We start from the raw sequence: 15,854 nt of genomic DNA, 5'->3' as shown, positions 1-15,854 counted from the left end.
CCATGGCTTTGTTTCAACTTCGTATCAAATGCCTGCTTGCCGGTCTGGTCCTGGCCGTCGCAGCACCGCTGGCGGCGCATGCCGGCCAGTCCTGCGAACCGGCCATCCCTGATGCCACCGCCGTGCAAGCCCAGCTGGACATGGCCGTGCGCACCGTCGAGCGGCTCAATGCCAGCGGTGCAGACGTGGTCATCATCGGCCGTGTCGGGCAAGACCTGAGCAAGTACCGGCAACGCTATTCGCACCTGGCGTTTGCCTATCGCGATGGCCAGCAGTGGGTTGTGGTCCACAAGCTCAACGAATGCGGAACGGCCGTGAGCAATCTCTATGAACAGGGGCTGGGGCAGTTCTTCATGGACTCTCCCTTCCTGCTGGAGGCCTATGTGGCCGTGCCGCAGCCGGAGGTGCAACAGCGCCTGCGTGCGATCCTCGTGCGCCCGCAGGTCACGCGCCTGCATGAAGCGCAGTACAACATGCTGGCTTATCCCTGGGCGACGCGCTACCAGCAGTCCAACCAGTGGGTCAACGAAATGCTCGCCATGGCGCTGGAGCCGCAGATCACCACGCGCGAGCAGGCGCAGGCCTGGCTGAAGTTCAAGGGCTACGTGCCGGACACCTTGAACCTGGGACCGATGACGCGCCTGGGCGGACGCATGTTCAAGGCCAACATCGCTTTTGACGATCATCCCAACGCCTTGCGCTTCAGCGATAGAATCGAGACCACTACGGCGGATTCGCTGCTGGCTTTCCTGCAGAAAGCCGGTCTCGAAGCCAGCCATTTCGTGATCCAGTAATTCCTGATGCCGGCGTTGGCCGGAACGACCCATGCGCCCGAATCATTGCCTGGCATTCGCCCTTGTCATTGCTGTTGCTCCGTTGTCCGCACTGGGGGCGGGAGATGTCGCGGCGGGCCGCGCCGCCTTCGCCAAATGCGCCAGCTGTCATGCGGTAGGCCCCTCGGCGCGCGCCGGCTTCGGTCCGCAGCTGTCCAATGTGATCGGGCGCAAGGCCGGTTCCACCACCGATTTCAAGTATTCTCCGGCGATGGCCTCGTCCGGCTTCATCTGGACCGAAGACAAATTGCGGGCCTTCCTCAAGGCGCCCAGCGATGTCGTCCCCGGCAACAAGATGCGCTTCTGGGGCATCGGCAGCGACAAGCAGATCGACGACATCCTGGCCTATCTGCGAACTTTCCAGCAATAAGCGCGGTCTAGGCGGCTGACGCATCAGCGTCTATCAGCCATAACGACAACAAGAGCGCCGCGCCATGTCCGAGCTGTTCGTCATCACCACCTATTTCAATCCGGTCGGCTATGCCAGCCGGCGGCGCAATTACGGACTGTTCATGCAGGGCATGCGGGAGGCCGGCGTCCCCTGCCTGACCGTGGAATGTGCCTTCGGCGATGCGCCCTTCGACCTGCCGCCCAGCCTGGACGTGATCCAGATCCGCTCCGAAACCCTGCTGTGGCAAAAGGAAAGACTGCTCAATCTCGGCGCTTCCTGGCTACCTGCAAGCTGCCGCTTCGTCGCCTGGATCGATTGCGACATCCTGTTCGACAATCCGCGCTGGCCGGCCGATCTGGTACAGGCACTGCAACGGCATCGGGTGGTGCAGGTGTTCGAGACCTGCACACGGCTGGATCGTCACGGTCAGCCCGGAGCCACGCCGGACCTCTGCCATTCCTTCGCCAGCGTGATGGCCAGGGATCCCGCCACGCTCAATGCCGGACGCTACGACCTGCACGGCCACACCGGTTATGGCTGGGCCATGCATCGCGACATCTTCGACCGCGTCGGCCTCTATGAATGTGCGATCTCCGGCAGCGCCGATCACTTCATGGCGCATGCCATCTTCAACGATTGCAACTTCTGCATCCGCAATGCGCTCAAGCATGAGCCGCGCCAGCTGTCGCATCTGCGCGCATGGAGCGCGCGTTTCCACGCAGAGGTGCGCGGCAGCCTGGGCGTGGTACCCGGCCACATCCGCCACCTGTGGCATGGCGATGCCGTCAATCGCCGCTACTTCCTGCGCATGCACGACATCACCGACCTCGGCTACGACCCCTGGAACGACCTCGCCATCCATCCCGGCCAGCCGCTGGAATGGGCCGCGACGATGGACAAGCCGGGCCTGCGCGATTATTTCGCGCGTTACTTTGCCAGCCGTCACGAAGACGGCGAGGAGCTGGCCGCATGAGCATCCCTCCCTTGACCGACGCCCAGCGTGCCGAATTGCGCGCAGCCCTGCCGCTTCTCGAACAGGCTGACAGCGCACTCAGTCCGCGTCTGAAGAAGATCCGGCGCGATATCGAGATCGCCGATCGCCAGCGCCGCCGCTATCGCATCCGGCTGGTGGAAAAACAATTGCTGCCCGCCATCTCGCGCTCCACGCTGGCGCGCCTGCAGCGGGACGTGCCCGATTTCGTCGATGAACTCATCCTCGACAGCTTCGCCCGCCATCAGCGCCGCTGCATGTGGTTCGGCTGGATGGCGTGGCTGGCCGGTCCCGCCTATCGCGAGGCGCTGGCCCTGATGCGTGTGCGCCTGACCCGCCATATCGACCGCCAGCGCCATGGGCAGCTTGCCGCCTTGCGCGCCGAGCTGGATCGCCTGGATCAGGAGCGGCGCGCATTGCTGACCGCGTCCCGTGCGCTGGTGGCGCTGGTGCAGCTGATCCGGCAATCGCTGCACAGCGGCAGCGGCCTGGAGGAAGCGCGCTGGCTCCAGCTGCGCGCGTTGCTGGCACAACTGCCGGCGGTACAGCCGGTGACACGACGCCGCGCGCAGCGCCGCGATGACGAAGACAATGTCGCCCTGTTCAGCTTCACCACGTCCAGCCAGGGCGTGAGCCTGTTCCGCGACGTCAGTGAGCGCAATTCCGATCCGGATGCCTTCCAGGGCCAGTTCGATGGCGGCGGTGCCAGCGGAGATTGGGACAACGGCCGCGATGGCAGCGGCGACACCAGTGGCCCCGAAGGCCGCAGCGAAGCCTCGGACAGCCGCAGTCAGCGCGATGCCACCGATCTGGCACCGGTAGCAGCGGCGGCCGGTGCCGTGGCCATCGCCACCGATGACAGCCTGGGTCTGTTTTCCTGAGCGATCGTCAAGGCTGTGGCGGCAAGCCCATGCGCCGGCGTGCCAGGTGGATCGAGCCATTGCGCATGGCCCAGCGGATCGGCTGCGCGGCCAGCAATACCGAGCGCCGCAGCAGTTCGCGCCGTAGCGGTCCGCGTGGCGTCACGCCCAGCATCTCCTGTGCCCACGGCGGCAGCAGGTCCACGCCACCGCGCATCATTAGCCGTGTCCACGGTTGCGCTACCGCATTGGGAGCAGGCGCATTCAAGACCAGCTGCAAGGTGGCGCGGGTGCGATCGTCGCAACGCAATTGCGGGCGCATGCGCGCGATGTAATCGGCGATGGCCGCCCTTGAACGCGGCACCTCGCGTGCGCCAAGCGCTTCAGCCACGCAGGCGATCTCATCGAGATACTGATCCTGGCGCGCCGCCGGAAAATCCGGGCGGCGATACCGCAGGTACCCTTGCAGGAAGCAATGCACCTCGGCCACGTGGACCCAGGTGAGCAGGTCCGGATCGCTGGCCGCATAAGGTCGGCCGTCGGGTGCCACTCCGGTGACGCCAAGATGAATCTGTTTGACGCGGGCGATCAGTCGCTCGGCGTCCGCCCGGCTGCCGAAGGTGGTGCCAGCCACGAACTGGGCGGTGCGGCGCAGGCGGCCCAGCATGTCGGCCTGGAAGTTGGAGTGGTCCCAGACGCCTGCCAGCGGCAGGGGATGCAGCATCTGCAGCAGCAGTGCCGCGACGCCGCCGGTGAGCATGGCGGTGAAATCGCTGTGGACCTGCCACGCTGCCGAGTCCGGTCCGAACAGGCCGGGGTCGCCCGGGGGCTGCAGGAAATCGGCACTGCCGGGGCCACGGCTGATGGCGAGGACATTGGCTTCGATGCGCTGGCGCAGGAATTCCATGATGCAGAAAAAGCGGAAGGGAAAGGCAGTGTGCCATAGCGACATTATTCCTGCCGGGGCCGTCATGTGGACATTTTTCCGGTTCAGTTTGCAGCCCGCGAGAAGCGTTTCACTGACATTTCTGTCAGAAAGCGATTTGTCGCAACGCCCTCTGCACGCGGCCTGCGAGGCCGTTACAATAGCCACGCCGTACGGTCCCAGAAGAACAACATCGGGGCCGCAGGACAGGGAGCAGAACGGCGCAATTCAGGGAACGCGATCGGGGCACCGGGGAAGCACGCCACGCCGCGCAAGACGAAATACAGCATCGCGGGAGAGGACGGCAGGCATCGCACGGGATGCCGGCTGCGGACATGGGTGAGCCACAGCGCGCCTGGTCCGGCCTGCCCGTTTCACAGGGATCGCAGTTCATGAACATGGTCGCGCTGGCCTTGCGCCGCCCGTACACCTTCATCGTGATGGCCTTGCTCATCGTGCTGGCCACGCCGTTGACGCTGAAGAACATGGCCACCGACATCTTCCCCGAGATCAATATCCCGGTGGTCTCCGTCATCTGGAACTACAACGGCCTGTCGGCCCAGGAGATGGGCCAGCGCATCGCCGCCCAGAACGAGCGCGGCCTGACCACGGTGGTGAGCGACATCGAACACATCGAGTCGCAATCCCTGGCCGGGGTGGCCGTGATCAAGGTGTTCTTCCAGCCCAAGGCCAACATCCAGACCGCCATCGCCCAGGTGGTGGCCTCGGTGCAGTCGCAGTTGCGCCAGCTGCCGCCGGGCATCACGCCGCCGCTGGTGATCAAGTATTCGGCTTCCAGCATCCCGGTGATGCAGCTGGCGCTGTCCTCGCCCACGCTGCCCGAGCAAACCGTCTTCGATACCGCCGTGCAGACGCTGCGCCCGCAGCTCATCACCATTCCCGGCGTGGCCGTACCGTTTCCCTATGGCGGCAAGACGCGCCTGATCTCGGTCGACCTCGATACGCCCGCGCTGCAGTCGCGCGGCCTCTCGCCCATCGACGTGGTCAACGCCATCAACACCCAGAACCTGATCCTGCCCTCCGGTACGGCCAAGTTCGGGGGCACCGAATATTCGGTCAAGCTCAACGGCTCGCCGGAAGCGGTGGCCGGCTTGAATGAACTGCCGGTGCGCACCGCCAACGGTGCCACCATCTACCTCAAGGACGTGGCCAACGTGCGCGACGGCTTCTCGCCGCAGACCAACGTGGTGCGCCAGGATGGCGCGCGCGGCGTGCTGCTGTCCATCCTCAAGAATGGCGGGGCCTCTACCCTGGACATCGTCGACAACCTGCGCAAGCTGCTGCCGACTGCCGCCCAGACCCTGCCGGAAGACATCAAGATCACGCCGCTGTTCGACCAGTCGCTGTTCGTCAAGGCGGCGGTGACCGGCGTCATCAGCGAGGCGCTCATCGCCGCCGGGCTGACGGCCGCCATGGTGCTGCTGTTCCTGGGCAACTGGCGCAGCACGCTCATCATCGGGCTGACCATTCCGCTGTCCATCATGGCGGCCATCCTGATGCTGGCCGCGCTGGGCGAGACGCTCAACCTGATGACCCTGGGCGGCCTGGCGCTGTCGGTGGGTATCCTGGTGGACCAGGCCATCGTCACCATCGAGAACATCGAACGCCACCTGCACCTGGGCAAACCGCTGCATGACGCCATCATCGTCGGGGCCGGCGAGATCGGCGTGCCGGCTTTCGTGGCGACGCTGTGCATCTGCATCGTGTTCGTGCCGATGTTCTTCCTCTCGGGCGTGGCGCGTTTCCTGTTCGTGCCGCTGGCCGAAGCGGTGGTGTTCGCCATGGCCGCCTCCTACCTGCTCTCCCGCACCCTGGTGCCGACCCTGGTGATGCTGCTCATGGGCAGTCACGGCCAGGTCGACAGCGCCAAGCAGAGCCTGCTGCAGCGGCTCTATCGCGCCTTCGACAACCGCTTCGAGCGCGTGCGCCATGGCTATACGCTGGTACTGTCTTCGCTGCTGACGCACCGGCGCCGTTTCGCGCTGGGCTTTTTGGGGTTCTGCCTGCTGTCCTGCCTGCTCTATCCCTTCCTCGGGCGCGACTTCTTCCCCAACGTGGACGGCGGCCAGATCCGCCTGCACATGCGCATGCCGACCGGCACCCGCATCGAGGAAACGGCGCGCGCCGCCGATGAAGTCGAGCGCGTCATCCGCTCACTGATCCCGGCCTCGGAACTGGAGACCATCCTCGACAACCTGGGCGTGCCCAACTCCGGCATCAACCTCTCCTACAGCAATGCCGGCACCATCGGCACGCTCGATGGCGAGATCCTGATGGCCTTGAAGGAGGGCCATCGTCCTACCGAGGAACTGGTGTCGCTGCTGCGCGAGCAGTTGCCGCGCCGCTTCCCGGGCATCGAATTCTTCTTCCAGCCGGCCGACATCGTCACCCAGATCCTCAACTTCGGCCTGCCAGCCGCCATCGACGTGCAGTTCACCGGCCCCAACATGGAAGCCAACGCGCGCCTGGCCGCCGAACTGACCAAGCAGATCCGCCAGATTCCGGGCGCGGTCGATGCCCACGTGCACCAGCGCCTCGATGGCCCCTCGCTGGACCTGCGCATGGATCGCACGCGCCTGCAGCAGTTCGGCCTGTCTGCGGCCAACGTCGGGCAGAACCTGCTGATCGCCTTGTCCGGCAGTTCGCAGACACAGCCGGCCTTCTGGCTCAATCCCAACAATGGCGTGGTCTACAGCATCGCGGTGCAGTCGCCGCAATACCAGGTCGATTCGCTCGATGCCCTGCTCAACATCCCGGTCGGTGCCGGTGCCAATGCCGCCACGCCGCCGCAGCTGCTGGGCAACCTGGTCGACGTGCATGCGGGACGCCAGATGGCGGTGGCCTCGCGCTACAACATCTCGCCGGCCATCGACGTCTATGTGAGCGTGCAGGGTACCGACCTGGCCAGCGTGGCGGGCAAGGTTGCCAAGCTGGTGGAGGAGATCAAGCCCAAGCTGGCGCGCGGCAGCCAGGTGGTCATCCGTGGCCAGGTGGAGACCATGCAGTCCTCCTTCATCGGCCTGGGCGTGGGTCTGGCCATGGCCATCGTGCTGGTCTACCTGCTGGTGGTGGTGAACTTCCAGTCGTGGATCGATGCGGCCATCATCATCGCCGCCTTGCCGGCTGCACTGGCGGGGATTGCGTGGATGCTCTTCCTCACCGGCACCACGCTGTCGGTGCCGGCCTTGACCGGTGCCATCATGACCATGGGGGTAGCCACCGCCAACAGTATCCTCATCGTCGCCTTTGCCCGGCAGCGCCGCGAGGAAGGCGCGACCCCGCTGGCCTCCGCCCTGGAAGCGGGCTCCACCCGTATCCGTCCGGTGCTCATGACCGCGCTGGCGATGATCATCGGCATGATCCCCATGGCTCTGGGCCTGGGCGAGGGCGCCGAGCAGAATGCGCCGCTGGGGCGCGCCGTGATCGGGGGCCTGCTGCTGGCCACCGTATCGACCTTGTTCTTCGTACCGGTGGTATTCGCCGGTGTGCATCAGCGGCTGGCCCGCCGCGCCGAAAGGCGACGCCATCTGGCGGGCGGACCCGCGCATCAGGAGTCTTGAACCATGTCGCATGACCGTCATTCCGAACTCGGCATCCACCCTCTGGGCGAGGGCGAGCCGCAACAGCGCCAGCAGATGATGAAGCGCGCCCGGCTGGTGCTGGTCGTGGTGCTGGTATTGCTGGCCGCCGGTGCTGCGCGCACCCTCGTGAGCCGCGCCGCCAACGCCCGTGCACTGGAGGCCGGCACCGCTGAACGCGCCAAGATCTTCGTGCGGGTGGCACCGGCCCGCAGCAGCGCCGAGGGCCAGACGCTGGCCTTGCCGGGCAGCCTGCAGGGCTTCGTGCAGTCACCCATCTCGGCCCGATCGGGCGGCTATCTCAAGCGCTGGACCAAGGACATCGGATCGGAAGTGAAGAGGGGCGAACTGCTGGCCGAACTCGATACCCCGGAAATCGACCAGCAACTGTCGCAAGCGCTGGCCGCGCGCCAGCAGGCCGCCTCCAGCATGGAGCTGGCCCGGAGTTCGATGGCGCGCTGGGAAGCCCTGCGCAAGAAGGACGCGGTCTCCCAGCAGGAACTCGATGAACGCCGCAGCGCCTTTGCCCAGGCCAGTTCCAACCTGGCGGCGGCCGACGCCAACGTCGAGCGGCTGCGCCAGGTGGAAGGTTTCAAACGTATCGTGGCGCCGTTCTCGGGCATCATCACGCGCCGCAACGTGGATGTGGGCGACCTGATCGATCCGGGCGCGGGCCGCGCGCTGTTCGTGCTGTCGCAGACCGATCCGTTGCGGGTCTACGTCAACGTGCCGCAGGCCTATGCCAACCTGGTCAAGCCGGGCCAGCAGGTGACGGTGACCCAGTCCGAACTGCGCGGACGCAAGTTCGAGGGCAAAGTCGCACGCACGGCCGGCTCCATCGATGCGGCCACGCGCTCGATGCAGATCGAGGTCACGCTCTCCAATGCCGACAACGCGCTGCTGCCCGGTGCCTTCGTGCAGGTGGAGCTGCCGTTGAAGCCCAGCGGCACGCTGCTGGTGGCGGCCGATACGCTCATGTTCCGGCGGGATGGCTCGCTGGTGGCGGCGGTGGATGAACAGAACAAGGTGCGCCTGAAGAAGGTCAGGCTGGGCCGCAATTTCGGCCTGACGGTAGAAGTGCTGGAGGGCTTGAAGGGCGATGAAAAGCTGATCCTCAATCCTTCCGATTCGCTGGCTGAAGGTGATCAGGTCGAGCCCACACTGGAGCAGCCCAAGGACAAGGCCGCCGACAAGAAGGCCGCCTCATGAGCCTGCCGCGCCGCCACAGCATCGCTATCGCCTTGGCCGCCGCCGTGTTGCTGGCCGCCTGCGCCAGCGGTCCCGACTACGTGCGGCCGCAGGTCGACATGCCCGCCGCCTGGACCCCGGAAGCGCCGTGGCGCGCCATGCAGCCGCAGGACGCCGCCCCGCGCGGGCCCTGGTGGGAGCGCTTCAACGATGCGCAACTGAACGCCCTGCAGCAGCAGGCCCTGGCCGGCAACCAGACGCTGGCCATCGCCACGGCGCGGCTGGCGCAGGCGCGTGCGCAGCTGGATGTGGCAGGCGCGGCGCAAGCCCCGCAGGTCGGCATCAATACACGTGCGGCGCGCGCCCGCATCTCGGCCAACCGGCCGCTGACCAACTACAACTCGCCCAACTTCGCGACCGTACAAAACGATTTCGCGCTGGGTTTGAATGTCAGTTACGAACTCGATTTCTTCGGGCGCGTACGCCGTTCGGTGGAAGCGGCCACGGCCTCGGCCCAGCAATCGGCGGCAGATCTGGAAAACACCCGCCTGCTGCTGACGGCAGAACTGGCCAGCAATTACTTCAACCTGCGCGAGCTGGACATCGAGCTGGACGTGGTCCGGCGTGCCATCGAACTGCAGCGCAAGGCGCTGGAACTGGCCACCGCGCGCCACGACCTGGGCGCCACCTCGGGGCTGGACGTGGCCCAGCAGCAAGCCTTGCTGGACAACACGCTGACCCAGGTGGATCTGCTGGGCCGGCAGCGGGCGCAATACGAGCACGCCATCGCCACGCTGACCGGCACCCCGGCACCGGCCTTCAGCCTGTCTCCTTCGCTGGCGCCCATCGCGCTGCCGGAGATTCCGCTGGGCATCCCGTCGGACGTGCTGGAGCGCCGCCCCGATGTGGCCGCCGCCGAACGTTCCATGGCCGCAGCCAATGCGCAGATCGGCGTGGCCAGCGCGGCCTTCTATCCCAGCTTCATGCTGCAGCCCGGTTATGGCGTGGACAGCCGCAACTGGGCCACGCTCTTCAACGCACCCAGCGTGCTGTGGTCACTGGGGGTGTCGGCCTCGCAAAGTTTGTTCGATGCCGGCCGCTTGCGCGCGGGGGTGGACTTCACCCAGGCCGGCTACAACGCCACCGTGGCGACCTATCGCCGCACCGTGCTGACCGCGATGCAGGAAGTGGAAGATGGCATCACCGGTATCGCTTCACTGGACCGCGCCTGGCGGCAATCGCAATCGGCCATTGCCAGTGCCCGCCGCGTGCTGGACATCGCCACCAGCCGTTACGAGGGCGGCGCCACGCCTTATCTGGATGTCATCACCGCCCAGCAGGCCCTGCTCAACAGCGAACGCCAGGCGGCGCAGTTGATGGGACAGCGGCTGCTGGTGTCGGTGTTCCTGATCAAGGCCCTGGGTGGAGACTGGCATGTCCGCCGCGAGGAAACGCCTCTTGTGCAATCGAAAACATTATCGTCTGCGGAGAAGTAGTGATCAGGTGGCCTGACCAGTTTGCACGATAGTTGGCACACTTCCTGTCGCGCTTGTCAGCTTCAGGAAGGAAGCGGGCAATTACCCCGTAAACGCCCGTGTAATTAGCGTTATGGCCGCTTCCTGAGCTGCCTAGAATCGCTGGTGAAATCCATCACAAGCGAAATAACGAGGCAGACATGAACTGGTTCAACAATCTGAAGATCGCCAAGAAGCTCATTCTTTCCTTTGCGGCCGTCATCATCCTGACGGTCATCCTGGGCATCTTCGCGATCCGCGAATTGAAGGCGGTGAACCAGGCCTCCACCGACATGGCCACCAACTGGCTGCCCACGATCAAGGCGGCGCAGTCGATCCAGGCTTCACTGCCGCGCATGCGCATTTCCGAATTGCAGATGATCACGGCGGCCACCCCCGCCGAGCGTGAAGATGCGCTCAAGGCCATCAAGTCGCGCCTGGATATCCTGGCCAAACAGCGTGCCACCTACGAAGCCCAGATTTCGGAAGCAGAAGAGAAGCTCGCCTACGAGAAGTTCTCCAAGAGCTTCGCCACCTATCTGGAGATCGACAAGAAGCTCGCCGAGATTTCCGGTGCCGGCAAGGAAGAGGAAGCGCGCGCGATCTTCAAGGGCGATTCCAACAAGACCTTCCGCAGCATGCTGGAAAGCATGGACGAGATCATCAAGATCAACGACGCCGGCAGCATGCGTTCGGACCAGACCGCCAGCGATGTCTTCAACTCGGCGCGCGCCTGGATCATCGGCCTGCTGGCCGCCATCGTGGTGATCGCTTTCGGGCTGGCGCTGGCGGTGGCACGTGCGGTCTCGCGTCCGCTCAATGAGGCGGTGAGCGTGGCCGAGCGCGTGGCGCAGGGCGACCTGACGGTGGACATCCGTTCCGACAGCAAGGATGAAACCGGCATGCTGATGCATTCCTTGCGCGCCATGAACGACAGCCTGAACAAGATCGTCAGCGAAGTGCGCTACGGCACCGATGCCATCACCACGGCCTCGCAGGAAATCGCGACCGGCAACCTCGACCTGTCCTCGCGCACCGAAGAGCAGGCTGGTTCACTGGAAGAAACCGCCTCGGCCATGGAAGAACTGACGGCCACCGTCAAGCAGAACGCCGACAATGCCCGCCAGGCCAACCAGCTCGCTGCATCGGCCTCCGACGTGGCCAGCCAGGGCGGCGAAGTGGTGGGCCAGGTGGTGCAGACCATGGAAGGCATCACCGAAAGCTCGAACCGCATTGCCGACATCATCACGGTGATTGACGGCATCGCCTTCCAGACCAACATTCTCGCCTTGAATGCGGCCGTGGAAGCGGCGCGTGCCGGTGAGCAGGGACGCGGCTTTGCGGTGGTGGCTTCCGAAGTGCGTTCGCTGGCACAGCGTTCGGCTTCTGCCGCCAAGGAGATCAAGCAGCTCATCGACGACTCGGTGCAGAAGGTCGGTGCAGGCAGCCAGCTGGTCGAACGCGCGGGTGCCACCATGAGCGAGGTGGTGGCCAGCGTCAAGCGCGTCACCGATGTCGTGGCCGAGATCAGCGCAGCCAGCAGCGAGCAGAGCACCGGCATCGAGGAGATCAATCGCGCCATCACCCAGATGGATGAAGTGACCCAGCAGAATGCGGCGCTGGTCGAAGAAGCCGCCGCCGCCGCGCAGTCCTTGCAGGATCAGGCGGGGCGCTTGTCACAGGTGGTGAGTGTGTTCAAGATCCAGCGTTGAGGCTGGTTCGGCGGGGCGTGTTTCAAGCAGGTTCTGCCCAACGTAATTTGCGGTTACGCCATCCATATATGCGATATATGCCACATATTCCATTCATTCCAATCTGGAATGAATGGAAGGATGTCTTTCATTCCGGTGGCAACGCGAAGCAATAACCCACGCCATACACCGCCTGGATGGCATTGTGTCCGGGGAAGCAGGGTTCGAGCTTGCGGCGCAAGTTCTTGATGTGGGTATCGATGGCGCGATCGGTGACAGAACGGTCATCATCGTGCAGGTGGTTGAGCAGCTGTTCCCGCGAAAACACCTGGCCCGGCGCGGCCGCGAACGTCTTGAGCAGGCGCAGTTCCAGCGGCGTCAGGTTGAGCGGCTCGCCACGTACGCTGGCTTGATGGCGGGTCTCGTCGATGACCAGCGGCGAGCTGCTCTGCGGCTGTGTGTCCGCTGGCACTGAACGCTGCACCGAGGCATTGCGCCTGAGCATGGACTTGACCCGCGCCACGATCTCGCGTGGCGAAAACGGGGTCTTGCCGATGTAGTCATCGGCCCCCAGCTCCAGTCCGCGCAGGCGGTCTTCTTCCTCGGCGCGCGCCGTCAGCATCAGTACCGGCACGTCCGAGAAGGTGCGCAACTGGCGGCAGATTTCCCACCCATCCATCCCCGGCAACATGATGTCCAGCAGGATCAGGTCCGGCCGCTGTGCGCGGACTGCATCCAGCGCCGCATCCCCGCGTGCCACATGGCGCGAGGTATAGCCGGCCACCGCCAGGTATTTCTGCAGCAGTTCAGCCAGCTTCGGTTCATCCTCGACGATGAGGATGTCGGCCCGCTCGGGCGGCGCGAAGCGGAAATCGTCCGTGGATTCGTTCATGCGCGGTCTTCCTCATCTTCTGCGCGGGCCGGCAACACCACCGAGACCCGTAGTCCGCCCAGGGGTGAGGCGGTGGCACCGATGGTCCCCTGATGCGCATCGACGATGCGGCGGCAGATCGCCAGGCCCAGCCCGGCACCGCCGCTGGCGCGGTTGCGCGAGGCCTCGACCCGGAAAAAGCGCTCGAACAGGCGCGCCATGACGTCAGGAGGCACGCCCGGTTCGCTGTCATCGAAGACCAGGTGCCAGTGCTGTTGCAGCAGTTGCGCATGCACCTGCAGACGGCCGCCGCTGTCGGTATAGCGCAAGCTGTTTTCGAACAGGTTGTTCAACAGTTGCTGCAGGCGCGCCGCATCGGCATGCACCGGCATGGTGGCAGGCAGACTGCAGGTCAGCGTCATGCCGCGCTGGCTGAAACGCTCGGCGTAGATCGCCGCACTGTCGCGCAGCAGCGGTGCCAGGTCGATGTCGGTGCGGCGATAGGTAAGGGCACCGGCATCGGCCAGTGACAGATCGTAGAGATCGCCGACCAGCTTGTTGAGATGTTCCACCTCGCTCTTGAGCGAGCGTAGCGTCTGCGCGTCGGGCTGCAGTACGCCATCTTCCAGGGCTTCCAATTGGCCGTTGAGGATGCCCAAGGGGGTGCGCAATTCATGCGAGACATCGGCCATGAATTCGCGCCGCAGTTTCTCGTTGCGCTCCAGCGTCATCGCCAGCTGGTTGAAGTCCTGTGCCAGCATGCCCACTTCGTCGCCCGATTCCACTTCCACCCGGATCGCATAATCGCCGCCCGCCAAGCGGTGCGTGGCGCGGGCTACACGCGTCAACGGACGGGTCAGTACACCCGAGATACGCACCACCAGGAACGCCGCCAGCATCACGGCCACCACCGCAATGATGATCTGCGCCAGGAACTGGCTTTGCTGGAACCGCAGGTCGATGGAGCCGATCACGCTCTCGAAGGGCGTCTGCGCCACCCAGCCGACGATCACGTCATCCTGCATCAGCGGGCTCAGGCGCGCATCGGGACCGACATCCGGATAGCCGATCACCAATTGGCGGCGCGCATCGAGCAGCGAGAAACGCAGGGTCGCGCCGGTGAGGTCGGAGGGGGTGAAGGTCGGGCCGGAAGTGCGGACCGCACCGCTGTGTTCGACGATGGCCGGCTTCATCAATTCGAACCAGGCGCGCGGATTGTCGCGCAGGAATTCCCAATTGCCGTGCTCGCGATAAGCCTGTTCCAGGCGCGGCACCATGTCTTCCATGCGCTGCTGGGCCTGCTCGTTGAGATAGCCGAGGAAGTCGCGATTGAAGATGTAATGCCCCGCGCCATTGATGGCCGCAATCACCGCCACGATCAGGGCCAGCATCGCATAGAAGAGCTTGAGGCGAATGTTGGCGCGATAGAAGAAGCGGTCGGTCAGCTCGGCGATCGAGTGGGCGATGGACATGGGATGCAGCAGGCGGTCGGTGGAATCAGGCCAGAGCTTATCAAGAACCCGGCCGGCGGTGGCGCACGAGTTGCCAATGTCATGCGCGATGTTGCAGGACGGACATGCCGTCGCGCTTGCTCATTTTTCCCTCACATTTGTTTTCCATAATCGCAGGTCCGATAGCTCATTGCGCCCGGAACCCGCGCCCATGGCGGCTGGCGGACGGGCAGAAAGCCACCCGATCATGCAAGAAAACCTCTCACTCCCGCGCCGCCCGGGGCGCAGTTCCTCCACCGCAGCCCGCCTGGTGCTGTCGCTGATGCTGGTGGCCGTCCTTGGCGCCTGCTCCAAATCCGGCGACCAGCCCAAGCCTGCGGCCCAGTCCGAAGTCGGCTATGTGGTCGTCAAGGCCCAGCGCCAGGCGCTGACCACCGAGTTGCCCGGCCGTACCACGGCCTATCTGGCGGCCGACATCCGTCCGCAGGTGGGCGGCATCATCCAGAAGCGCCTGTTCAAGGAAGGCAGTAACGTCAAGGCCGGCCAGCCGCTGTACCAGATCGATCCGGCCAGCTACCAGGCGGCCTATGACAGCGCCAAGGCTTCCCTGCTGAAGGCACAGGCCACGCTGGCCTCCTCCAAGCTGAAGGCCGACCGTTATGCCGAGCTGAACAAGATCGACGCCGTCTCCAAGCAGGACAATGACGACGCCCAGAGTACGCTGCGCCAGAACCAGGCCGACGTGGAAGTGCAGAAGGCCGCCGTGCAGACCGCAGCCATCAACCTGCAATACACGAAGATCCTGTCGCCCATCTCGGGCCGCATCGAGAAATCCAGCGTCACTCCCGGCGCGCTGGTGACGGCCAGCCAGACCACCGCACTGACCACGGTGCAACAGATCGATCCGATCTACGTCGATGTGACGCAATCCACCGTGGACCTGCTGCGCCTGCGCCGCGAACTGGCCAGCGGCCAGATCAAGAAGAGTGGCGACAATGCCGCCCAGGTCAAGATCCTGCTGGAAGACGGCTCCACCTATGAGCGCACCGGCAAGCTCGAATTCACGGGCCTGTCGGTCGATACCGGCACCGGCATGATCACGCTGCGCGCGGTGGTCCCGAATCCGGATGGCGTGCTGCTGCCCGGCGCATATGTGCGTGCGGTGCTGGAAGAAGGTGTGGATGACCACGCGCTGCTGTTGCCGCAGAAGGCCATCAGCCGCGACCAGACCGGTGCGGCGACGGCCCTGGTGCTGGGGGCCGACGGCAAGGTCCAGCAGCGCCTGGTGACCGTGGCACGCGCCGTGGGCAACAACTGGTGGGTCAGCCGTGGGTTGCAGCAGGGCGACAAGCTCATCGTCGATGGCTTGCAGAAGGTGCGTACCGGTGACACTCCGCGTGCCATCGACATCACCGACAGCTTGCAGAAGGACCTGGCGCGTGAAGCCGCTGCGGCGGCTGCCGACCCCTCGCTGGGCGGTGATGCCGACAAGGTGGGCGATTCCGCTGCCCCGGCCACCAGCGTCCAGTCGAAGTAAGCG

Annotated in this window: 12 protein-coding genes; 9 read left to right on the top strand and 3 right to left on the bottom strand. The window is 65.0% G+C overall.

The features are described from left to right. The first annotated feature begins 2 nt into the window (after positions 1 to 2). The 4 genes from MKD49_RS15270 to MKD49_RS15255 all read left to right on the top strand — a co-directional run bounded on the left by MKD49_RS15270 (position 3) and on the right by MKD49_RS15255 (position 3,096). A complete protein-coding gene (locus tag MKD49_RS15270) occupies positions 3 to 794 on the top strand; it encodes a DUF2145 domain-containing protein (protein WP_121041185.1) in 792 nt (263 codons plus the stop codon). Between the two features lie 31 nt (positions 795 to 825). Then, a complete protein-coding gene (locus tag MKD49_RS15265) occupies positions 826 to 1,203 on the top strand; it encodes a cytochrome c family protein (RefSeq protein ID WP_252696705.1) in 378 nt (125 codons plus the stop codon). A gap of 64 nt (positions 1,204 to 1,267) precedes the next feature. Beyond that, positions 1,268 to 2,197 (top strand): hypothetical protein, encoded by a 930-nt coding sequence (locus MKD49_RS15260; protein WP_209569520.1) that lies wholly within the window; start codon positions 1,268 to 1,270, stop codon positions 2,195 to 2,197. Then, complete coding sequence (locus MKD49_RS15255; RefSeq protein WP_252696704.1) at positions 2,194 to 3,096, top strand: hypothetical protein; 903 nt, start codon at positions 2,194 to 2,196, stop codon at positions 3,094 to 3,096. The genes MKD49_RS15260 and MKD49_RS15255 overlap by 4 nt, the downstream gene beginning before the upstream one ends. 7 nt (positions 3,097 to 3,103) lie before the next feature. Here the strand turns inward: MKD49_RS15255 and MKD49_RS15250 are convergent, their stop codons facing one another. Continuing rightward, entirely contained in the window at positions 3,104 to 3,982 is an 879-nt protein-coding gene (locus tag MKD49_RS15250) for an oxygenase MpaB family protein (protein ID WP_252696764.1), read from the bottom strand. Positions 3,983 to 4,392: 410 nt separating this feature from the next. Between MKD49_RS15250 and MKD49_RS15245 the strand changes: the two genes are divergently transcribed. The 4 genes from MKD49_RS15245 to MKD49_RS15230 all read left to right on the top strand — a co-directional run bounded on the left by MKD49_RS15245 (position 4,393) and on the right by MKD49_RS15230 (position 12,013). Then, the gene (locus MKD49_RS15245; RefSeq protein WP_252696763.1) at positions 4,393 to 7,581 is read left to right on the top strand and encodes an efflux RND transporter permease subunit; all 3,189 of its coding nucleotides are present in this window, start codon (positions 4,393 to 4,395) and stop codon (positions 7,579 to 7,581) included. Positions 7,582 to 7,584: 3 nt separating this feature from the next. Beyond that, a complete protein-coding gene (locus MKD49_RS15240) occupies positions 7,585 to 8,808 on the top strand; it encodes an efflux RND transporter periplasmic adaptor subunit (RefSeq protein ID WP_252696703.1) in 1,224 nt (407 codons plus the stop codon). After that, positions 8,805 to 10,283 (top strand): efflux transporter outer membrane subunit, encoded by a 1,479-nt coding sequence (locus tag MKD49_RS15235; RefSeq protein WP_252696702.1) that lies wholly within the window; start codon positions 8,805 to 8,807, stop codon positions 10,281 to 10,283. The genes MKD49_RS15240 and MKD49_RS15235 overlap by 4 nt, the downstream gene beginning before the upstream one ends. Before the next feature lie 179 nt (positions 10,284 to 10,462). Further along, on the top strand, positions 10,463 to 12,013 hold the full coding sequence (locus tag MKD49_RS15230) for a methyl-accepting chemotaxis protein (RefSeq protein WP_121041175.1): 1,551 nt from the start codon (positions 10,463 to 10,465) through the stop codon (positions 12,011 to 12,013). A 127-nt stretch (positions 12,014 to 12,140) separates the two neighbouring features. Here the strand turns inward: MKD49_RS15230 and MKD49_RS15225 are convergent, their stop codons facing one another. Further along, on the bottom strand, positions 12,141 to 12,884 hold the full coding sequence (locus MKD49_RS15225; protein WP_121041173.1) for a response regulator: 744 nt from the start codon (positions 12,882 to 12,884) through the stop codon (positions 12,141 to 12,143). Beyond that, positions 12,881 to 14,335, bottom strand: a complete 1,455-nt coding sequence (locus MKD49_RS15220; RefSeq protein WP_051057590.1) for an ATP-binding protein — start codon at positions 14,333 to 14,335, stop codon at positions 12,881 to 12,883. Before MKD49_RS15220 ends, MKD49_RS15225 begins: the two co-directional genes overlap by 4 nt. 226 nt (positions 14,336 to 14,561) lie before the next feature. Between MKD49_RS15220 and MKD49_RS15215 the strand changes: the two genes are divergently transcribed. Continuing rightward, positions 14,562 to 15,851, top strand: coding sequence for an efflux RND transporter periplasmic adaptor subunit (locus tag MKD49_RS15215; RefSeq protein ID WP_305882128.1), 1,290 nt, complete (start codon positions 14,562 to 14,564; stop codon positions 15,849 to 15,851). Positions 15,852 to 15,854 lie beyond the last annotated feature (3 nt).

It is taken from the genome of Herbaspirillum sp. WGmk3 (assembly GCF_023952535.1).
Taxonomy (GTDB): domain Bacteria; phylum Pseudomonadota; class Gammaproteobacteria; order Burkholderiales; family Burkholderiaceae_D; genus Herbaspirillum; species Herbaspirillum huttiense.
Note: the sequence above shows the minus strand (reverse complement) of the source record. Positions and strands in the feature narration are given on the sequence as shown.

What these genes read in the sequence shown, in the direction of transcription:
- MKD49_RS15220 (WP_051057590.1), bottom strand. Translation starts at nt 14,335, where the DNA reads ATGTCCATCGCCCACTCGATCGCCGAGCTGACCGACCGCTTCTTCTAT.
- MKD49_RS15240 (WP_252696703.1), top strand. Translation starts at nt 7,585, where the DNA reads ATGTCGCATGACCGTCATTCCGAACTCGGCATCCACCCTCTGGGCGAG.
- MKD49_RS15215 (WP_305882128.1), top strand. Translation starts at nt 14,562, where the DNA reads ATGCAAGAAAACCTCTCACTCCCGCGCCGCCCGGGGCGCAGTTCCTCC.
- MKD49_RS15225 (WP_121041173.1), bottom strand. Translation starts at nt 12,884, where the DNA reads ATGAACGAATCCACGGACGATTTCCGCTTCGCGCCGCCCGAGCGGGCC.
- MKD49_RS15245 (WP_252696763.1), top strand. Translation starts at nt 4,393, where the DNA reads ATGAACATGGTCGCGCTGGCCTTGCGCCGCCCGTACACCTTCATCGTG.
- MKD49_RS15250 (WP_252696764.1), bottom strand. Translation starts at nt 3,982, where the DNA reads ATGGAATTCCTGCGCCAGCGCATCGAAGCCAATGTCCTCGCCATCAGC.
- MKD49_RS15260 (WP_209569520.1), top strand. Translation starts at nt 1,268, where the DNA reads ATGTCCGAGCTGTTCGTCATCACCACCTATTTCAATCCGGTCGGCTAT.
- MKD49_RS15255 (WP_252696704.1), top strand. Translation starts at nt 2,194, where the DNA reads ATGAGCATCCCTCCCTTGACCGACGCCCAGCGTGCCGAATTGCGCGCA.
- MKD49_RS15230 (WP_121041175.1), top strand. Translation starts at nt 10,463, where the DNA reads ATGAACTGGTTCAACAATCTGAAGATCGCCAAGAAGCTCATTCTTTCC.
- MKD49_RS15265 (WP_252696705.1), top strand. Translation starts at nt 826, where the DNA reads ATGCGCCCGAATCATTGCCTGGCATTCGCCCTTGTCATTGCTGTTGCT.
- MKD49_RS15235 (WP_252696702.1), top strand. Translation starts at nt 8,805, where the DNA reads ATGAGCCTGCCGCGCCGCCACAGCATCGCTATCGCCTTGGCCGCCGCC.
- MKD49_RS15270 (WP_121041185.1), top strand. Translation starts at nt 3, where the DNA reads ATGGCTTTGTTTCAACTTCGTATCAAATGCCTGCTTGCCGGTCTGGTC.